This is a genomic window from Streptomyces muensis (genome assembly GCF_021474425.1).
Lineage (GTDB): Bacteria > Actinomycetota > Actinomycetes > Streptomycetales > Streptomycetaceae > Streptomyces > Streptomyces muensis.
In genome coordinates, this window is record NZ_JAKEIP010000006.1 from 25,254 (window position 1) to 43,599 (window position 18,346).

17 protein-coding genes are annotated in these 18,346 nt (G+C 67.0%); 13 read left to right on the forward strand and 4 right to left on the reverse strand.

What is annotated here, in order from left to right; translation table 11 throughout:
• Positions 1-51: 51 nt before the first annotated feature.
• From L0P92_RS02975 to L0P92_RS03020, 10 genes are all read left to right on the forward strand, one after another.
• Positions 52-873, forward strand: coding sequence for an enoyl-CoA hydratase/isomerase family protein (locus L0P92_RS02975; protein ID WP_234760838.1), 822 nt, complete (start codon positions 52-54; stop codon positions 871-873).
• Entirely contained in the window at positions 870-2,045 is a 1,176-nt protein-coding gene (locus tag L0P92_RS02980; RefSeq protein WP_273633986.1) for a thiolase family protein, read from the forward strand. The genes L0P92_RS02975 and L0P92_RS02980 overlap by 4 nt, the downstream gene beginning before the upstream one ends.
• Positions 2,042-3,688 (forward strand): class I adenylate-forming enzyme family protein, encoded by a 1,647-nt coding sequence (locus L0P92_RS02985; protein ID WP_234760841.1) that lies wholly within the window; start codon positions 2,042-2,044, stop codon positions 3,686-3,688. Before L0P92_RS02980 ends, L0P92_RS02985 begins: the two co-directional genes overlap by 4 nt.
• 38 nt (positions 3,689-3,726) lie before the next feature.
• The gene (locus tag L0P92_RS02990; protein WP_308289609.1) at positions 3,727-4,422 is read left to right on the forward strand and encodes an alpha/beta fold hydrolase; all 696 of its coding nucleotides are present in this window, start codon (positions 3,727-3,729) and stop codon (positions 4,420-4,422) included.
• Positions 4,419-5,162, forward strand: a complete 744-nt coding sequence (locus tag L0P92_RS02995; RefSeq protein ID WP_234760844.1) for an enoyl-CoA hydratase/isomerase family protein — start codon at positions 4,419-4,421, stop codon at positions 5,160-5,162. Before L0P92_RS02990 ends, L0P92_RS02995 begins: the two co-directional genes overlap by 4 nt.
• Entirely contained in the window at positions 5,159-5,578 is a 420-nt protein-coding gene (locus tag L0P92_RS03000) for an acyl-CoA thioesterase (RefSeq protein WP_234760845.1), read from the forward strand. Before L0P92_RS02995 ends, L0P92_RS03000 begins: the two co-directional genes overlap by 4 nt.
• On the forward strand, positions 5,575-6,495 hold the full coding sequence (locus L0P92_RS03005; RefSeq protein ID WP_234760846.1) for a 3-hydroxyacyl-CoA dehydrogenase family protein: 921 nt from the start codon (positions 5,575-5,577) through the stop codon (positions 6,493-6,495). Before L0P92_RS03000 ends, L0P92_RS03005 begins: the two co-directional genes overlap by 4 nt.
• 153 nt (positions 6,496-6,648) lie before the next feature.
• Positions 6,649-8,250: a bifunctional 3-(3-hydroxy-phenyl)propionate/3-hydroxycinnamic acid hydroxylase gene (locus L0P92_RS03010; protein ID WP_234760847.1), complete on the forward strand. Its 1,602-nt coding sequence runs from the start codon at positions 6,649-6,651 to the stop codon at positions 8,248-8,250.
• Between the two features lie 149 nt (positions 8,251-8,399).
• Entirely contained in the window at positions 8,400-9,599 is a 1,200-nt protein-coding gene (locus tag L0P92_RS03015) for a thiolase family protein (RefSeq protein ID WP_234760848.1), read from the forward strand.
• A 945-nt stretch (positions 9,600-10,544) separates the two neighbouring features.
• The gene (locus tag L0P92_RS03020; protein ID WP_234760849.1) at positions 10,545-11,663 is read left to right on the forward strand and encodes a Gfo/Idh/MocA family protein; all 1,119 of its coding nucleotides are present in this window, start codon (positions 10,545-10,547) and stop codon (positions 11,661-11,663) included.
• Between the two features lie 238 nt (positions 11,664-11,901).
• On the opposite strand, the gene L0P92_RS03025 is transcribed toward L0P92_RS03020, so the two are convergent.
• From L0P92_RS03025 to L0P92_RS03040, 4 genes are all read right to left on the reverse strand, one after another.
• Positions 11,902-12,765 carry an aldo/keto reductase gene (locus L0P92_RS03025; protein WP_234760851.1) on the reverse strand — a complete coding sequence of 288 codons (864 nt, stop codon included), beginning with the start codon at positions 12,763-12,765 and terminating at the stop codon, positions 11,902-11,904.
• A 39-nt stretch (positions 12,766-12,804) separates the two neighbouring features.
• Complete coding sequence (locus L0P92_RS03030) at positions 12,805-13,395, reverse strand: cupin domain-containing protein (protein WP_234760852.1); 591 nt, start codon at positions 13,393-13,395, stop codon at positions 12,805-12,807.
• Positions 13,396-13,764: 369 nt separating this feature from the next.
• Positions 13,765-14,490 carry an FCD domain-containing protein gene (locus tag L0P92_RS03035; RefSeq protein WP_234760854.1) on the reverse strand — a complete coding sequence of 242 codons (726 nt, stop codon included), beginning with the start codon at positions 14,488-14,490 and terminating at the stop codon, positions 13,765-13,767.
• A 614-nt stretch (positions 14,491-15,104) separates the two neighbouring features.
• Positions 15,105-15,314, reverse strand: coding sequence for a hypothetical protein (locus tag L0P92_RS03040; RefSeq protein ID WP_234760855.1), 210 nt, complete (start codon positions 15,312-15,314; stop codon positions 15,105-15,107).
• Positions 15,315-15,569: 255 nt separating this feature from the next.
• On the opposite strand from L0P92_RS03040, the gene L0P92_RS03045 reads away from it, so the two are divergent.
• The 3 genes from L0P92_RS03045 to L0P92_RS03055 all read left to right on the forward strand — a co-directional run bounded on the left by L0P92_RS03045 (position 15,570) and on the right by L0P92_RS03055 (position 17,598).
• A complete protein-coding gene (locus tag L0P92_RS03045) occupies positions 15,570-15,797 on the forward strand; it encodes a hypothetical protein (RefSeq protein WP_234760856.1) in 228 nt (75 codons plus the stop codon).
• Between the two features lie 157 nt (positions 15,798-15,954).
• Positions 15,955-16,713, forward strand: a complete 759-nt coding sequence (locus tag L0P92_RS03050) for a DUF899 family protein (RefSeq protein WP_234760857.1) — start codon at positions 15,955-15,957, stop codon at positions 16,711-16,713.
• A gap of 186 nt (positions 16,714-16,899) precedes the next feature.
• Positions 16,900-17,598, forward strand: a complete 699-nt coding sequence (locus L0P92_RS03055; RefSeq protein ID WP_234760858.1) for a transposase family protein — start codon at positions 16,900-16,902, stop codon at positions 17,596-17,598.
• The last annotated feature ends 748 nt before the right edge of the window (positions 17,599-18,346 follow it).

An 18,346-nucleotide genomic window follows, 5' to 3' on the forward strand; every position in this document is an offset into this window, starting at 1 on the left:
ACGGATTGCGCAAGGAGCTCAATCGCAGTGAAGGGAACAGGGAGGGGTGCCGTGACCGATGTCGCAGCCCGACAAGAGCCGTTGGCCGTACTCGAAGGTGAGGGCTTCCAGACCTGGACGATGAACAACGCGCCGGTCAACGCGTTGTCGCCACAACTGCTGGACCGCTTCGAGTCGGCGATCGGCGACATCGTCGATCGCGACGACATCGCCTGCGTCGTGCTCGCGAGCGACCTCCGTGTCTTCTCCGCCGGCGCCGACGCGGCCTGGATGGCGGGAACCCTGCGCGAGGCGGGCATGGATGGCCTGATCGACCGGTTCAACGAGTCGATGGACCGCTTCCGCGAGATCTGCGAGCGGCTCCGGGGACTTCCGGTGCTCGTCATCGCGGCCATCGACGGCCACGCGCTGGCCGGTGGTCTCGAACTGGCGGTCGCATGCGACCTGCGCATCGCGGGCGATGCGGAGAAGGTGCAGATCGGCGTTCCGGAGATGGACCTCTTCGGTGCCATGCCGTCGGGGGGAGGCGGTGTGCAGTTCCTGTCCCGGCTCATGGGGCCGGCGGCGGCACTGCGGTTCGTCCTGGACGGAAAGCCGGTCACACCGGTGCGAGCAGCCGAGCTCCGGATCGTCGAACAGGTCGTTCCGGCGGGCACCGCGAGGGCGGAGGCGGAGAGGTTCGCGGCCGAAGTCGCCCGGAAGGCGGGCCGGATCGGTGTCCACGCCGCGAAGAGGGCCGTGTTCGCGGGTGCGACGCTGCCTCTCGGGGAGGCGCTGGCCTACGACCGGGAGATCCACTGGGACGCGATGCGGCGGGGGAACTTCCGTCGCGGGGCCCAGACGTTCGTGGAGCAGTTCGGCGGCCGGGGATGAAGGACGACATCCTGGTCGCGGGGGTCGGAATCACACGATTCGGCCGAATGATCGACCAGACACTCGAACAGATCGCGGAACCCGCGGTGCGTCAGGCGCTCGCCGATGCCGGGCTCGACCGTTCCGACATAGACATCGCCTTCGTGGCGAACGCCGTCTCGGCCGTCACGACCGGACAGGTGAGCGTGGTCGGTCAGTCAGTGCTTCGGCCCCTGGGCTTCTCGGGCCTCCCTGTCTTCAACATCGAGAACGCGTGCGCCGGATCGTCGAGCGCGGTGAACCTCGCGATCAGCGCGCTGCGCTCGGGCGCCGCTTCCGCCGCGCTGGTGCTCGGTGTCGAGAAGATGTACTCGGAGGACCGCAGAGCCACCTACACGGCGCTCAACGGCGCCGTCGACCGCCCGCTCCTCGATGCCGCCGGCGTGGATCCCGGCGAGGGGAGCGTGTTCGTCTCGACGGTCTACCCACGTCGCGTCCATGACTACGGCCGACGCTGGGGACTGGACGGGCGAGACCTGGCGAGGATCGCGGTGAAGAACCGCGAGCACGCTTCGCTGAATCCTGAGGCCCAGTACACCAAGGCCATGACGATCGAGGACGTGCTGGCGTCCCGCACCGTCGCCGAGCCGATCACCGCTTTCATGTGCGCGCCGGTCAGCGACGGCGCCGCCGCACTCGTCCTCACCACGGGAGATCATCGGCGCCGGGCGCGCGAGGCGTTCATCCGGGGGAGCGCCATCGGCATGGGAGCGCCACCGGCCGAGGGCCGGTCCTCGGTCGCCCGGGTGGCACGGCGGGCCTATGACGAAGCGGGCATCGGCCCCTCGGTGATCAGCGTCGCAGAGGTGCACGACTCGATCGCCTTCAACGAACTGCTGGCCTACGAGGAGCTCGGCTTCTGCGACCCGGGTGCCGGAGCGAGCCTGGTGCGCTCGGGCACGACCCGTCTGGGCGGCCGGCTGCCCGTCAACCCCAGCGGTGGTCTGGAGTCGCGGGGCCACCCCATGGCCGCCACCGGCGCCGCACAGATCGGGGAGCTGGCCCGGCAGCTTCGCGGAGAGGCCGGCGCCCGGCAGGTACCCGCCGCGAGGTGGGCGGTCGCGGAGAACGCGGGCGGCTATGTCATCGACGACACCGCGGCCATCGCGGTGACCGTGCTGGAGGCGGCATGAAGCGAGGCGATCGATACCCGGTCCATCCCACGCTGCCTCCCGAGTGGCTCGTGCCGCCGGAGGACCAGCCGGATTACCTGACCGTCCCCGGCGTCGAACTCGACGACGCCGTGAACCTGGGCGCCGCGCTGAGTGACGAGCAGGTCGGGCGGGGACACGGTGACGTGCCGGCGATCATCGAATTCGGCGGACGGACACTACGGTACGCGGACCTCGCCGCGGAGTCGGAAGACGTCGCGAACCGGTTGGCAGCGGCGGGAGTTCGCGCCGGGCACCGTGTCGCGATCCGTTCCCCCAACGTCGCCGCGGGCATCGTCGCGGTGATCGCCACGTGGAAGCTCGGCGCTGTCGTGGTTCCCGTCCCGTACATCGCGCGTGCCGCCGAACTCGACGTGTACTTCGACGACACCGCACCGCACTGTGTGGTCCTCTCCGCGAACGACGTCGAACACGCCGTCGTGGTCGACCGGGCGACGGCGGCGGAAGTGGCCGTGATCCTGGAGTTCTCCCGGGACGACGACGGGCGCAACACCTGGTCGTTGCCGCCGGCTCCGGCTCGTACGCCGGCGGCCGTCCCGTTGGACTCCGTCGCGATCGTATGGCACACCGGCGGAACGACAGGGCGTCCGAAAGGCTGTTACCACACGCAGCGCCGCTTCCTGCTGGCCGGTCATTCGATCGGACGCGCCCTGGAGGTCGAACCCGCCCAGCGGTACGCGGCAGCCACACCCATCGGGCACGCGCTGGGGATGATCTACCACACGATCTTCACCCTGCTGCACGGGGCGACCGTCGTGATGATCGAGCAGTTCGCCCGCCCGGAAGCCGTCGTCGCCGCACTCGACGAACACGACGTGCACACGTTCACAGCGATCACCGCGAGTTGGGCGGCGATGCTGTCCGTGCTGGACTCGGGAGCGCCCGCGCCGACCGCCCTGCGACGAGGGTTCGCCATGTGGCAGTCCTCCTCGGCGGGCGAGGTCACTCAACGTTGGCGTGAACGGGGCATCGTCCTGCTGAACAACTTCGGGTCGACGGCGTTCGCCACCTGGGTCGTGGTGCCGCAGCATCAGGTTCCGCAAGGTGCGCTCGGGTCCCCCGCACCCGGTTACGAGGCACGGGTGATCGATCCCGATTCCGGCGCCGAGGTCGCTCCGGGCGGCATCGGGAGGCTCGCGATCCGGGGACCGAGCGGTCTCACCTACTGGCGGCTTCCGGAGCGGCAGCGCGCCGACGTCCGGGACGGCTGGGTCTGGGTCGACGACCTCGTACGCGACATCGGCGAAGGAGATCTCGAGTACCTCGGGCGCTCCGACTTCATGATCAGCACCTCGGGGAACAAGGTCGCCCCGAGCGAGGTGGAGTCCGTGCTCGCCGAACATCCCGCCGTCCGCGAGGTCGTCGTGGTCGGGCTGCCCGATCCGCTCCGTCAGGAGGCGGTGGCCGCGTTCGTCGTGACGAACGACCCGAAGGACGCGACCGACGGGCTTCGCAAGGAGCTGCAGGACCTCGTCAAGCGCCAGCTCTCGCCGTACAAGTACCCGCGCATCCTCGAGTACCTGGATGAGCTGCCGCGGGATCACGTGGGCAAAGTGCAACCCAAGATCGTTCGCGAACGAGCGTTGAAGGAAGGCATCAAGTGACGCAACTCCGATACCACCGCCGCGGGAGCGGGCGCCCGGTGGTCCTTCTGCACGGATGGTGCCTCGACCGGACTGTCTGGATGTACCAGGAACTCGCGCTCGTCTCGTCGGGGCACGAGGTGATCGTGCCGGACCTGGCGGGATTCGGCGCGTCGCGGGACCTGACCGCGCACGGTGAACTCAGTGGTCATGGGCAGGACGTGGCCGACCTCGTCGAGGAACTCGGGCTGTCCGACGTGATCATCGTCGGCTTCGCCTTCGGCGCCGCAGTCGCGCTGGCGATGCCGGACCATGGACGCGTCGCCGGCATCGTGGCCATCGGCACGCCCAGTGCCGCCGGCGCGCCGTATGACCGTATGCGCTCGTCAATGCTCCGTGACTGGCCCAGGTTCGCCGGGCGTTCTGCGACGGCGATCTGCGCACAGCCGCAGAGCGAGGAGAGCCTGGCGTGGCTGGCGAGGATCTTCGCCACGACGCCCCTGCACTCGGCTGTCAGCGGCGTCGACATCCTCGCCCGGTACGAACCGCTCGACCGGCCTTCCGGGCTCCCGGTTCCTTCGCTCTTCGTGCACGGCGCGGACGACCCGATCGTGTCACCGGATGTCAGCCGCGCCTGCGCCGAACGATTCGGCGGGAAGGTCGAAATCGTCCCGGACTCTGGCCACTTCGTCCCCTGGGACCAGGCGGCGGCGGTTACCGAGGCGATCGAGGCGTTCGAACGGAGCCTGGCGTGAGCGTCGTTCGTCTGGAGCGGCGAGGCGCGGTGGCGCTCGTCGGGCTCGACCGTCCCGAAAAGCGCAACGCGCTGGACCTGCGGATGGTCGAAGAGCTCCACCGGGTGATCGACACTCTCGGAGATCCGTCGATCACGGTGTTCCACTCCACGACCCCCGGCACCTTCGTCGCGGGAGCGGACATCACCGAACTGCGCGATCGAGGAGCCGATGACGCTCTCCGGCGTATCAACGGGGCTCTTTTCGACCGGATCGCGGCGATGCGCCTGCCGACGATCGCCGTAGTCGACGGCGCCGCGTACGGCGGGGGGTGCGAGTTCGCGACCGCGTGTGACTTCCGCTTCGCCACCCCGCGGGCACGGTTCGCGCAGCCGGAGCCGTCGCTGGGCATTCTCGCCGCCGCAGGCGCACATCAGCGGCTCGAACGGACAGCGGGCCTGTCTGTGGCCCGGAGGATGCTTCTCGGCGGGGAACGGCTGGACGCCGCTGAAGCGCTCCGCGCCGGTCTGGTCGACCGCGTCGCTTCACCGGAGACGGTGCTCGACGAAGCCGTCGAGTACGCAGGCCGCATGGCATCGGCATCGGCCCGAGCGCTTGAACTCACGAAACTCGCGCTCGGCCTGGGCGCACCGTCGACCGCCGCGTTCGACGCCGCCGCGCAGGCATTGCTGTTCGAGTCCGACGAGAAGCGGGCTCGCATGTCCGCGTTCCTGCAGCAGAGAGGAGAAGGCCGATCATGAGCGTGACCCTTCACCGGCGGGTGACGATGGTCGACGTCGACCTCGTCCAGGTCAACTTCGCGCGGTTCTTCTACTGGATGGACGCGGCCTACGCAGAGTTGCTGGTAGATCTCGGGCATCCTCTTTCGCAAGTGATCGCGGAACAGAAGGCAACACCCGCGGTTCGATCGCGATGCGACTATCGCAGGCCGGTCGGCCTTGACGACGAGTTCCGGATCCGTGCCGCCATCACCCGGGTGGGCACGTCGAGTTACACGGTGTCGTTCCGCTTCGAGGACGCCGAAGGCCTGTTCGCGCTCGGTGCGGTCGACTACGTCTGGGTCAACACCCTGCCGCGCCAGCACTCGGCTCCCGCTCCGCCGTGGATCGCGGCCGCGTGTGACCCGGGTTTCCTGGAAGGGACGGAGCGACGATGACCGTACGTGACCTGCCGAACGGTGTCGCCGTTGTGGGCGCCGGCCGGATGGGAGTGGGTATCGCGCACGCGTTCCTGGTTCGCGGGTGCGCGGTGGAGGTTCGCGACACTTCCCCCGCCGCCCTCCAGCGTGGGATCGATGCGACACGGAAGTCGGTGAGGCGAACGGCGCAGAAGTACGCCCACTTCGATGAAGAACAGGCGCTCGCACGTCTGTCGGCCGGCCTCGGGATGGAGGCGCTGCCGGCCGTGGACCTCGTGGTCGAGGCGGTTCCCGAGCTTCCCGAGCTGAAGAAGGAGGTGCTGGCGGCGGTATCGGCCGCGGTACCGGCGACGACGGTCGTCGCGACCAACACCAGCAGCATCTCGATCAGCGAGCTGGCCGCCGCCGTGTCCGAGCCTCGGCGGTTCCTCGGTATGCACTTCTTCAATCCCGTTCCGGTGAGCAGGCTCGTCGAAGTGATCCGGGGTGACCTGACCTCGGACGAGACGGTCGCGACGGTGGGGCGTTGGATCGCCGGGATCCGCAAGTCGTCGATCACTGTGGACGACAGGCCAGGATTCGCGACCAGCCGTCTCGGCGTGGCGACCGGATTGGAGGCCATCCGCATGCTCGAAGAGGGCGTCGCATCGGCGTCCGACATCGACGCCGGAATGGAACTCGGCTATGGATATCCGATCGGACCGCTTCGACTGACCGACTTGGTCGGGCTCGATGTGCGTCTCGAAATCGCCGAATACTGCAGCGCGTACTACGGGGCGAGGTTCGAGCCGCCGCGACTCATGCGCGAGCTGGTAGCCGCCGGAGAGCTGGGCCGGAAATCCGGAGTTGGCTTCTACGACTGGTCGGATCCTGATCATCCCGTCGCGCGCCCCCTCCCGGAACGGGGGATCGTCACCGCCATCGAGAGGGCGTAGAGGTTCCCGCAAGCATGCTGGCCCGCGGTCTGCCGCGGATTCATCCAACCACCGCTGAGCTGTAGCCGCGGCAGTGGAGGTGTCCGCGTGCGCGCCGCCGGCCTGCGAGGGCGAGCCCGCCGAGTTCCAGAAGTTTGACGCTTCCGTAAAACAATGAGTAGCCTGAGCCAGGTCGACTCAATGGACGTTATGAGAGAGGGCAGTTCGATGACAGAGCGCGTAGGCGCCGACGTTGCGATCGTTGGGGCAGGTCCGGTGGGGTTGGTCCTGGCCGGCCTGTTGGGCAGGCGTGGCGTCGATGTCACGGTCGTGGACCGGGCGCTCGATGTGTTTCCGCTGCCGAGGGCCGCCCACCTCGACCACACCGTCCTTCGCGTCCTGCAAGAACTGGGCTGCGTGGAAAGTCTGCTGCCGACGATGACACCCAATACCGCGCTGGTACTCGCCGACCAGGCCCTCAGCCCGCTCGTAAGGATTCCCGCGGGCGGCGTCGGCCGGTCCGGTTTCCCGGCAAGCATGTACTTCTATCAGCCGGAATTCGATCGTGCGCTTGAATCGGTCGCGGCCGGTCTTCCGAGTGTCACGATCCTTCGCGGGCACGACGCCATCTCCTACGACATGAGTGATCACACCGCAACAATTCACTGCCGTCGTATCGCCGATGACAGTGCCGTCGACGTGGCGGCGAAATGGGTGATCGCATGTGATGGCGCCTCAAGCCAGCTCCGGGAGTCATGGGGTGAAGACCTGGAATCACTCGACTTCGACGAACAATGGCTGGTGCTGGATCTGCGAATCGAAGACGATTCCCCGCGGCTGCCGGACCATGCTCTGCAAGTGTGCGACCCTCGTCGAGCCTGGGTGTCGAACCCTGTCCCAGGCGGTCGATACCGCGTGGAAATGCGCCTCCGGGACGACGATGACCCCGGACACGTGATGAGCCTCGAACACGTGAGCGAGTTCCTTCGCCCACTTCTCGGCGAATCGAGATTCGAGGTCGAGCGTGATGCGATCTACACGTTCCACGGCCTCGTCGCGCCCAGCTGGCGCAAGGGGCGCATGCTGCTCGCCGGCGACGCCGCCCACCAGATGCCGCCATTCCTTGGGCAGGGAATGGTCTCCGGTGTTCGCGACGCCCACAATCTCGCCTGGAAGTTGGCCGGCGTCGTGCAAGGACACTTTTCCGAGGAAATTCTCGATTCCTATGAGCAGGAACGCAAACCTCATGTCGAGAGTGTTGTTCGATCGGCAATCGGAGTCGGTCGCTTTGTGAGCCAGACTGATCCCGTCGCCGTCGAGGCGCGAAATCGCGCGCTACGAAACGGCGACGTCACCGATGTTCCGACGTTTCGCATTCCTGATCTGGCGCCGGGGATCCTCGTGGGAACCGGAGGCGGGTCCACTCTCCCCCAGCCCGTGCGAGGCGACACACTGCCGACGCTCGACGGTCTCCTCGGCGATGGGTTCAGCGTCATCAGCATTTCCCCGATACCAAGCGCTGATCGTCTGTGGTGGCCGACGGACGTACCTGTGCGCTTCTTTGAGACACGTGAACTCGGTGACACCGGTGATCAGCTGGCCGAGTGGCTCGAACAGAAGAAGGCACAGGTCGTCCTGGTGCGTCCTGACCGATACATCCTCTCCACTGGTCTGTCGCTGGAAGCGATCCGCCAGGACATCGAATACACGGCATTGGCGTTGTTCACTCGGGACCTTCCCTCCATGACCGCGGCGGCAGCGAACGAAGTCTCATGAATCAGTCCGGGGACCGCAGGCCTCGCCTCCGGTTTCGCGGCGTGAGGGAGCTGAATGACGATCCAGCGGATTCGATGTGATGTCGAGGTGACCACAACGATGGTATGCGTGCAGAGAATGTGTCTGGCTGGCGAACACTGGGAGGCGCGGTGACGCGCGGCGACAGATCGGCGTATGTGTACACAGCGGCACGGACTCCATTCGGGCGGTTCAACGGAGCGCTCGCTTCGGTCCGGCCCGACGACCTCTCAGCGATCACCCTCAGCGGCCTGCTCGCCAAGACTCCGGAGCTCGACCGCGAAGCCGTTGATGAAGTGGTCTGGGGAAACGCGAACGGAGCGGGTGAGGACAACCGCAACGTGGGTCGCATGGCGGTTCTCCTCGCCGGCCTGCCTGTCACCACACCGGCGACCACGGTCAACCGCCTCTGCGGTTCCAGCCTGGACGCCGCGATGATGGGCTCCCGCTCCATCGCGACAGGCGACGCCGACATCGTCGTGATCGGAGGGGTCGAGTCGATGACCCGGGCGCCGTGGGTCCTTCCGAAGCCTCCCCGGCCCTACCCGGTCGGCGATGTCACCGCGGTGTCGACCACGCTCGGCTGGCGGTTCATCAACCCGCGGATGCCCCAGGAATGGACGGTATCCCTGGGCGAGGCCAACGAGCAGCTGCAGGAGAAGTACGACATCTCGCGCGACCGGCAGGATGCCATGGCGGTGCGTTCCCACCTGTTGGCCGCACAGGCCTGGGAAGAGGGCTTCTACGATGATCTCGTCGTTCCGGTCGAGGGCGTCGATCTGGCGCGGGACGAAGGCATCCGCCCCAACACGACAGCTGAAACGCTTGCCGGCCTCAAGCCGTCATTCCGACGCGACGGCACCATCACCGCAGGCAACGCGTCGCCTCTCAGCGACGGCGGGGCGGCCGTTCTGCTGGGTACCGCCGCGGCCGCGGAACGGATCGGCGTGACGCCACAGGCCCGCATCGCCGGGCGTGGTTCCTCCGCGCTCCAACCACAGCTCTTCGGTTACGCCCCGGTCCAGGCAGCTGAGATCGCGCTGCGTCGCGCCGGCATCACTTGGGCGCAGGTCGGCGCCGTCGAGCTCAACGAGGCCTTCGCCGTCCAGTCTCTCGCTTGTATCGATGCTTGGGACGTCGATCCGGCCATCGTCAACACACGTGGCGGCGCGATCGCCATGGGCCACCCGCTCGGCGCCTCCGGTGCGCGAATCCTCGGCACCCTTGCCAAGGTGCTACTCGAACGTGGCGAGCGATGGGGTCTCGCCGCCATCTGTATCGGCGTCGGCCAAGGTCTCGCCGTGGTTCTGGAGAATGTCCATGCTGTGTGAGGTGTCAATCCCCTGGTTACGTGACGAGGTTGGTCATACGGCCCCGGCCTTCCCGATCGGTACGGGCTCGCGCTTCCTGGATGATCCATTCGAACTCGACTGGCGGTTACCCGTCTGCCGAGCGGTGGCGTCGCTTCGTGCTATAGGAAGTCCGCGATCCACGTGGCGATCTCCAGCCTCGATCCCCCGGTCCGGCGACCTGCGTGATCAGCTTGCCGATCTCGGCCACGATCCGCACAGCCCCGCACGGGACTCCGCGTCGAACTTCCGCCGCTCGCCCGCCATGACTCCCGACGCCTCCTGCGGTCACGGTCACTACGCAACCAGCCGGGGCCCGACCAAGCGCCGTGTGATCGAGCGGAGGTGAAGGAACTCCGCCGCTTGTCTGTCGTGACGACGGGTGGACCTGACGACAGCCCGACCTGGACGAACGCCGGGGTGAGCGGAACTCACTCGTGACGAATTCGGGTTGGCTCAGTGATTACACCGGGCGTGGTTGAGTGATCGAACGCACGATGCCGTGACTGTCTCATCACATTCGGCTCAGGAGCTCCCGTTCGAGCGAAGGCCCGCAACCGCCAGTCCTCTCTCGGACTGGCCGCCGCCATCTGCTGCCTCAACGCTGGGTCCGCCTCACCACGCCGGACACGACAGAAGCGGAAGGAATATCCGGTTACCGCTCAACGTTCGACACCGATGCTCTCAAGCTGGCGCGCCCCCTGGCCGCGATTTGCATAAGCGGAGACAACCTCCGTATCTTCTTTTGAAGCGGAGGTTCACTCCGGTTACGCCTTCGGGTACCCGAGAGGCAGTGGCGTGTCAGCGCTCGTTCGAGTTGAACGCGGGCACTGCGGAAGGCTCTCGGCGAGCCGGGGTGACCGGGGACTCCCGGCGGAAGTCGGGTCCTGCTGAGCCCGTCTGGTGGATGAAAGTGAGGAGCGAGGAATGAAGGCAGCGCAAGGGTCGGACAAGATCCGCGTCGGGATCGTCGGGGCGAACCCGGACCGTAGCTATGCCGCGCTGACGCATCTGCCGGCGCTGGCTGCCCTCCCCGGGTACGAGCTCACCGCGGTGAGCACCACCCGGCGTGAGAGCGCGGAAAAGGCAGCAGAGAAGTTCGGCGCGCAGCACGCGTTCGATCACTCGGACGCACTCATCGAGCATCCCGACGTCGACCTCGTCGTCGTCAGCGTGCGCACACAGTCGCATGCGGAGATCATCCGCGCGGCCTTCGCCGCGAAGAAGCACGTTCTGTCCGAGTGGCCCATCGGCGTCTCCCTGGCGGAGTCGGCGGAGCTTGCGCGCGGAGCGGAGCTCGCCGGCGTGCGGACCGTAGTCGGCCTGCAGCGGCGCTTCGCCCCGGGCGTGCGCTACTTCCACGACCTGATCGCCGACGGGTACGTGGGCCGAGTCCGGTCCGTCACGGTGCGTGTGGCGGTGCCCTACTGGGGTGGCCAATACCTGAAGGGCAACGCTGACGCGGCCGACGCGGCGAACGGATCGACGGCCCTGACGCTCGTCGCCGGCCACCACCTCGACCCCGTACTCGCATCCGTGCCCGAGATCGAGAGCCTGTCGGCCGTGGTCGCCCGCCAGTTCGACAAGGCCACGATCATCGAAACCGGTGAGACCATTCCCGTCAGCACACCCGACCAGGTACTGATCAGCGCGACCCTGTCCGGCGGCGCAGTGCTGTCAGCCCACGTGGAGGCCGGGAAGCGCAACGGCGCGGATATCTGGGCCACCGTCACCGGCACCGAAGGCGACCTGCACCTCTCAGGGGCCGACGGGATGGTGCCCGGAGGTCTCACGGTCTCCGGCGCACGCGGTCAGGGCCAAACACTCGCACCGCTGCCCGCGCCTGAGAAGTACCACACGATCCCGCAGGCGGACCTGACCGACGTCGCCCATCACACGGCGCTCCTCTACGACGCGGTCGCCAAGGACTGGGCGAACGGCACCGAGACCGTGCCCACGTTCCAGGAAGCCTGGCGGAAGTACCGGCTCCTCGACACGATCGAACGAGCCTCCACAACCGGCCGACGCCTGGACTACGAGGGATAAGCGGCCCTCGCTGCATGGATTGGCCGGCCGCGCCGCCGCGCCGCCGCGCCGAACAGTCGAAGGCGGCTTCCCCGGCTTGCCAGCGAGGCGGTTCCACGTTCACCACGCCACCGATCGCCCGGACCAGGAGAGTGCATACGCTCACGCCGGCGAAGTCGGAACGCCGGGAGGGAAGAGCAACGGTCGGCCGCCGGAACCCCAGGCGCCGGCAATCCGATCACCGCCCTTCCCACTGATGTCATCCCAACGCAGCCCGTTCTTCGTCGGACCAGGTGACAACGTCGAACTCGTCCGGATGAGGCCCCGTCCGGACTCCGGTTTCGAGGGTGGCGATCATCGCGATGTCGTCGGTGTCGAGCTCGAAGTCGTAGACGTCGAGGTTCTCCCGCATACGAGCAGGTGTCACGGATTTCGGAGCGACGAGGTTCCCTTGCTGGACGTGCCACCGCAACAGAACCTGAGCCGCGCTCTTGTCGTACTTGCGCGCAAGGTGCTTGAACACGGGAGCATCGAGCAGACCCCGCCCTTGCCCCAACGCGTTCCACGCCCAGGTCGTGATTCCGTGTTGGGCATGAAAGGCGCGCAGGTCCGATCGCGGGAGGACCGGGTTCAACTCGATCAGATTGACGGCCGGCACCACCGATGTCTCGTCAAGCAGCCGCCGCAGATGATTGGCCTCGAAGTTTGATACTCCGATGGCTTTGACGCGCCCATCGGCGAGAATTTTTTCGAACGCCCTCCAGGTGTCCACATAAGCATCCCGAGACGGGAGCGGCCAATGGATGACGTAGAGGTCCACATATTCCAGGCCCAGTTTGGAAAGCGATGCATCGAAGGCCCGAAGAGCGGAGTCGTACCCCTGCTCGCTGTTCCAGATTTTCGTGGTAACGAACAGTTCATCCCTGGGGATTCCTGATTCGGCCATCGCAGTTCCGACGGCGGTCTCGGTGCCATGTACGGCCGCGGTGTCAAAGCTGCGATACCCGGCTTCGAGCGCCGCCCGAAGTACGGTGGGCGTCTGCATATCCATGGACCATATACCGAAGCCGATCTGCGGGACGGCGAACCCATTATTGAGGGCTGCCATCGGAGTTTCATTCATGAGGCACTTCTCTCCATTTCTGGTCGGTCGACGGCTCGATTATGTGGCGACGTCGACCCCCTTGGGGCCGCTGCGCCTCCGATCGAGGGGTACTGCATCGATCACCGCCGCCGCGATCAGGGCTGGAGTGGTTCCACGGTTGACCCAGCCGTGATTGACGCCGCGTTGGATGACCACGTCGAACGGCTTCAGCACCACTTCACCCTCATCGACCAGCAATGTGACCTCGCCGGACAGCAGTACGACGAAGTCGACGGTGTCGGTCGCGTGCATCTGGAACGACTTCGACGTGTCAATCTCATACGCCTCCGGAAAAAGGCGTGCCACCGGGCTCGACGCGAGCGAGCGCTGTTCCTCCGGCATGGATTCCAACTCGGAGTCCGGCGGCAATTCCATGAACATGAGAGCAACGCCGCCACTCCCCGGGAGAGGGAATCCGGTGATCTGCCGCGGGAGATCTTCCTCCCGATTGCTCGCCGGCCCGGTTGGTGTGGTCCAGATGGCCGTGCTGCCGCGTCCCGGCCAGAACGGCAGTTCCGCGGCGGTGGCGTCTGCGGACTCGTCGGACAAGACGATCGATCGGCCCTCGGAGTCATGGCCGGTCACGACACGACGAATGGACTGAAGCATCGAGAGTCTCCTTCTTTTCAGGTGAAAGAGATCAGAGGAACGACTCTGGACTGAGGGTGACGGGTCACCCGAATTAGGGATCGAGTAAACACCCCGGATCAATTTGCGGGCACGGCCGCGCTCCTGGAGGATTCGATATGGTCCAGTTCCGGCCGACCTGTTCGCGCGCCTCGCTCTCGCCACGCTCGTGCCCTCGGCCGGATGCAGCTGGAGGCGTGAGGCAAGGTCGGCTTGAGGCCCCACGGTCCTGCTCCAGAACGGCACCGTCTTCCCCCTCCGGCCGTCGGGCACGGAGGTACGCCGGAGTGCGAGGACGCGAGCGCGATGGTCTTCACTGGTCCGACCAGAACGACGGTAACCCGGGCCATTCTATCCGTCTACTGTTTGAGTGAGGTTCCGCGAACTCTTCACCATTCGCCGACGACTCCCCAGCCAACCGAGCAGCCGCTCATGATGCTTTCGGATCACCTCGGCTGCAAGGTCCTGGTCGCCGTCGGCCACCGCCCGGGCAAGTGCCCGGTGCGCACGCCGGCACGCGTCGATCCTCGAGGAGTCGGAGAGGATCCGTTCCGCGTATCCACCCCGGGCGAGTTCGGAGAGCACCGTCGTGAACAGCGTCAGCGTCGGACTCCCGCTCAGAACACCGATATAGCGGCTGATCACGAGCGAGGCGTCGATGACGGAGCTACCGGTGGCACGGTCCGCCTGCTCCACCAGATCGCACAGCGTTCGACGAGCCTCCACGGAGGGGTTGGCCGCAGCGAGCCGCGCCGCCTCGGCGGCGACCAGCGCGTTGACGCGTGTCAGATCCTCGATGTCCGCGCCCTGAGACCGCAGGAACACCGAGGCCATGTGCGCCACGGACTCACTCGTCGGGAGCCGGGTGTACAGACCGCCTCGCTGGCCGCGCCGGACAGTGAGCAGGCCTTCCTGTGTGAGGATCGATACGGCCATCCTCAGCGTCTGCCGACTCACAGCGAGCCTGCTCATGAGAGCGTCCTCGGCGCCGATGAACGTCCCTGGCCCAGCCTGGAGGATCTCCTCCCGCAGTACTGACGCGGCCCGCGTCGCCCTCTTGTCCTGCCCAGTGGTCATGGAGCCAGACCCTATCGCCATTATGCGGCCTGAAAGGCCAGGTAGCCCGAGGCAAGGGCACCATTAACAGGCTACTGTTCAGAATTTCACACAGCAGTGTGTGCGGTGCCTTCTGGAGGGAACTAGCGCCCAAGCGCGTACGATCTGTCTGGGATTGCCACGCCGACGCCGAGGCGCACTGACCAGCCGCGCTCTAAACAGTCGACGGAAACAGGTGCGCAGGTTGGCGTGGCCCCTGGTGAGGCAGGTCGCCGGTGATCTGGACAGAACGAGGGCGACGACATCGGTCAATCCGGTCTACCGCACTTGCGGCAGCAGGGCGACGATCCCCATTGATACCGCCACCGGCGCCCGTGCCCTGTACCGGGGCTCGCTGGACGCGCGCCTGCCCCGCTGGTCCGTTCGAGCAGGAACAATGCTCACTTTCGGTTTCGGACCGCTACGTTCCACCTGGCTTCCACAGCAGCTGATCGAAGGTGCTGCTACAGCACGCTCAGCCTGGCGTGCCAGTGCGGGATGAGGTCGAGAGCAAGAGCAAGGCGTGAGGACAACGCCAAGATCGGACAGGATCCGCGTCGGGGCCGTCGGGGCGAACTTGGAGGTGCACCTCGTCGTCAGCGTACGTGGCGAACAAGCGCACCGCCGCGGACGGAGGCCACGAGTCCACCTGAATCCTCGATCAGCTCGTCCCGCACGGTGAGCAGTTCACGGTGGTCCGGCTCGGATGAGGCGGCCCTCGGTACGAAGACGGCGTCGTGCTGATCCGTCTGCCCGTCCCGGCATCCGCCGGCGGGCTCGCCGCCACCGCCCTCGTCGATGACCACGAGCCGAGGGGAATCGAACCCGCAATCAATCCCTCCGCACAGTCATGCCCTCGGGGTCGCGGATTGTCTTCCCTGATCAGAGGGGGGTGAGATTCAACCTTCCGTATTGCGAACCTCGATGTGTCAGGCCGGATCCCGGCACTCTGAGCATTGGAGATACACGCATGTCCCTCTCATACGTCGCGGCGGTCCCTGAACAGGGAACGCCCCAACCGCGGACGCGACGCCGGACACCGAAGCACGGTACTCCTCGTCATGCAGTTGTTGCTCGTGGCGATCATCACCGCAGCCGCGCTCGTGTCGAGCACCGGTTCGGCCAGCGCGGCCGACGAGCCTGGTGCGGCGCTGTCTCAGGGGACGCTGCCCGGCGTCCTGTACCGCGGAGACTCCCGGTACCCGAACGACATCTTCGCGAACGGCTTCGTCTCGCGTGGCACGAACTACGACCTCGTGGCCCACCAGGGCTCGTGCGTTCTCGGGTGATGAGACGCTCTGAACTGTCCTCGGTGGGCGCTAAGCGAGCTTTCAGAAGTTCTGCGCGTCACGCGTGGCGGTGTTCGTGCGGCCGAGGTCGTGGTCAGTCTGCGCCCGGTTCGGGCTCCACCGATGAGTTCTTGCGAGCTGCCGGGTCAGTACAGCCATGACTGCTGAGAACAAGCCGCCGGTCGTCTCCCGCGGGGAGTGGCTGACCGCGATCGACACCCTGCGCGTGAGGGAGAAGGCGCACACCCGCGAGGGCGATGCGATCGCCGCCGCCCGGCGACGGCTGCCCATGACCGAGGTGGACCCGTCGGCCCCGCTCGTCGAAGGTAAGAGGCACGTCCCCCTGATCGACGTCTTCGAGGGCCGCACCCAGCTGTTCGTGTCTTATCACATGTGGCACGACGGCCACACCGCCGCCGACCAGTGCGAGGGCTGCACCTTCTTCACCGGCCAGGTCCGCGAACTGTCCTATCTGCACCAGCGTGACGTCACCTTCGCCGTCTTCTGCCAGGGCCCCTACGAGGAGTCCGACCGCTACCACCGCTTCATGGGCTGGGACATGCCCTGGTACTCCGTGCCCGCCGAGTCTCACGAACGGCTCCTCGCCGGCCGCCACTTCGGGATGAAAGCGATCTACCTCCGCGATGGGGACCGCGTCTACGAGACGTACTGGACCACCGGACGCGGTGTCGAACCCATGGCGCCGTCCTACGGCATCCTCGACATGACCGTCTACGGACGGCAGGAGACCTGGGAGGACTCCCCGCTCGGCTGGCCGCAGCCGTACGAGACGCGCGGCCAGCAGTTCCGCAAGGACGGACGGCCGACCGCGCAATGGTCACGGATCGCCGCCGGCCACGGCGACGACCTCCACGGCGGACAGCCCAGCACAGGCGGCTCAGGCTGTTGCTCGTGAACCCGCGTCCGACGGCCGTCGCGGCGGCGTGGTCGGGGCCCTGCGTGTCCTGCGAACCGGCCACACCAGTGACGCGCGGAACCTCTGGGGTCGCGCTTGGTTGAGGTCAGGGGCGGTGATCAAGGTGAGGAGGCGGTCCGTGATGATCGAGGTGTCTGACGCCTCATCAACACGAACCGCTTCCGCATGTCATCATCGCTGATCACTCTCCTGGCCCGCCACCGCGACCATGATGCGGGCACCACTCTCGATGTCGGCCGGGTCGTGGACCTGGCCGACATCCTGGATGTGCTGCCGGATCCCCGCCGCCGTCAGGGCCGCCGCTACCGGCTCGGGTCCCTGCTCGCCCTGTGCACGATCGCCGTGCTCGCCGGCGCCACCACACTGGTCGCCATCGCGCGGCATGCCACCTACCTGCCCAAGGAGATCCGTGACAGGCTCGGCCTGCGGGCCGCCCCGCGGGCGACCACCCTCGGCCGGGTCCTAGGGGGTGTTTTGAAAGTCCCGCACTGCACCAGCCCCGGCGAGAGTGACGACCTGTGCGCCGTCGCAGTCGACGGCGAGACCCTGCGCGGCTCGCGCACCGTCACCAGGCGGGCCGCGAACTTCATCCTGCACGTTCCCGAGCAGCTCCGGGGGAACCGGGACCCGCACGATCACTACGCGAGCCAGGACGAGTGGGCCTTCTTCCGCAGGATTCCGCCTCAGGCGATCACCGGCGTCCACATTTACGAGATGACGGGTCGGGCAGCCGGCACGACCCTCATGCCCCAGAGCATCCGCTTCCGTCACGACCGCTGGGTGGCGAACCCCAACTACCACCCGCAGTTCCGCTACAACCCGACCAGCGACCCGGGCGCTCACTTCTCCTTCGATACCCCCTGAACATTCCCCCCATCGCTGCGAACGCCAGCGGCGACCGAGGCTGCAGCGCCGCCCACCAGTGCCGGGACGGCAACGGCTGAGCCTGCCGTCGCATCCAGCGCCACGCGTCCTTGCAGTTCGAGGCGGCACTAACGGTAAGCCCGGTGGTGCCGCCCACCACTGCTACCACCGCATCCACCAGACCAGGCCACTCATGTGATCGCTGCTGGCGGCAAGCCGTGGGGATCGAGCCGGTCAGTCGTGTGCGGCCAGCCTTCCCGCGCCGACAGCGGGTTTCGGATCTTCGCGAACTGCCCCACTCAGGCGGCGAAGGTTCCGGCGCCTGGATGACGGTACGCCGTACGGCCAGGCCAGGACGCCGCGACAGCGCGGCCCGCGAGCCGGCCGGGCAGCCCGTCCGTGACCCAGTGCACCGGTGAACCCGGCGTACCGCCAGTCCCGGGATCAGCGCTCGGCGTCTTCTCCGCTTGGAGCATGGTGGAGTCGGCATTGCGCACCGGGGCGTGGCCTCCTGGCTCAGCCAGGAGGTGAACCGTGGCCGGTCCCTACCCCGGCTGGAGTCTCGTGCAGGACTTCCCTGGGCACTTCGGCCCACTCCGTCACCAGCGGCGCCTTCGCCGGAAGAGTCCAGCGCTCTCTTCCCTCAGAACCGCCACCGCAGTACCGCTGACCAGGCTCTCTCGACAAGCTCACGGGCCCCAGCGGCCCCTTCTGCCACGCACATCACAAGCACGACGGAGGGGCAGGG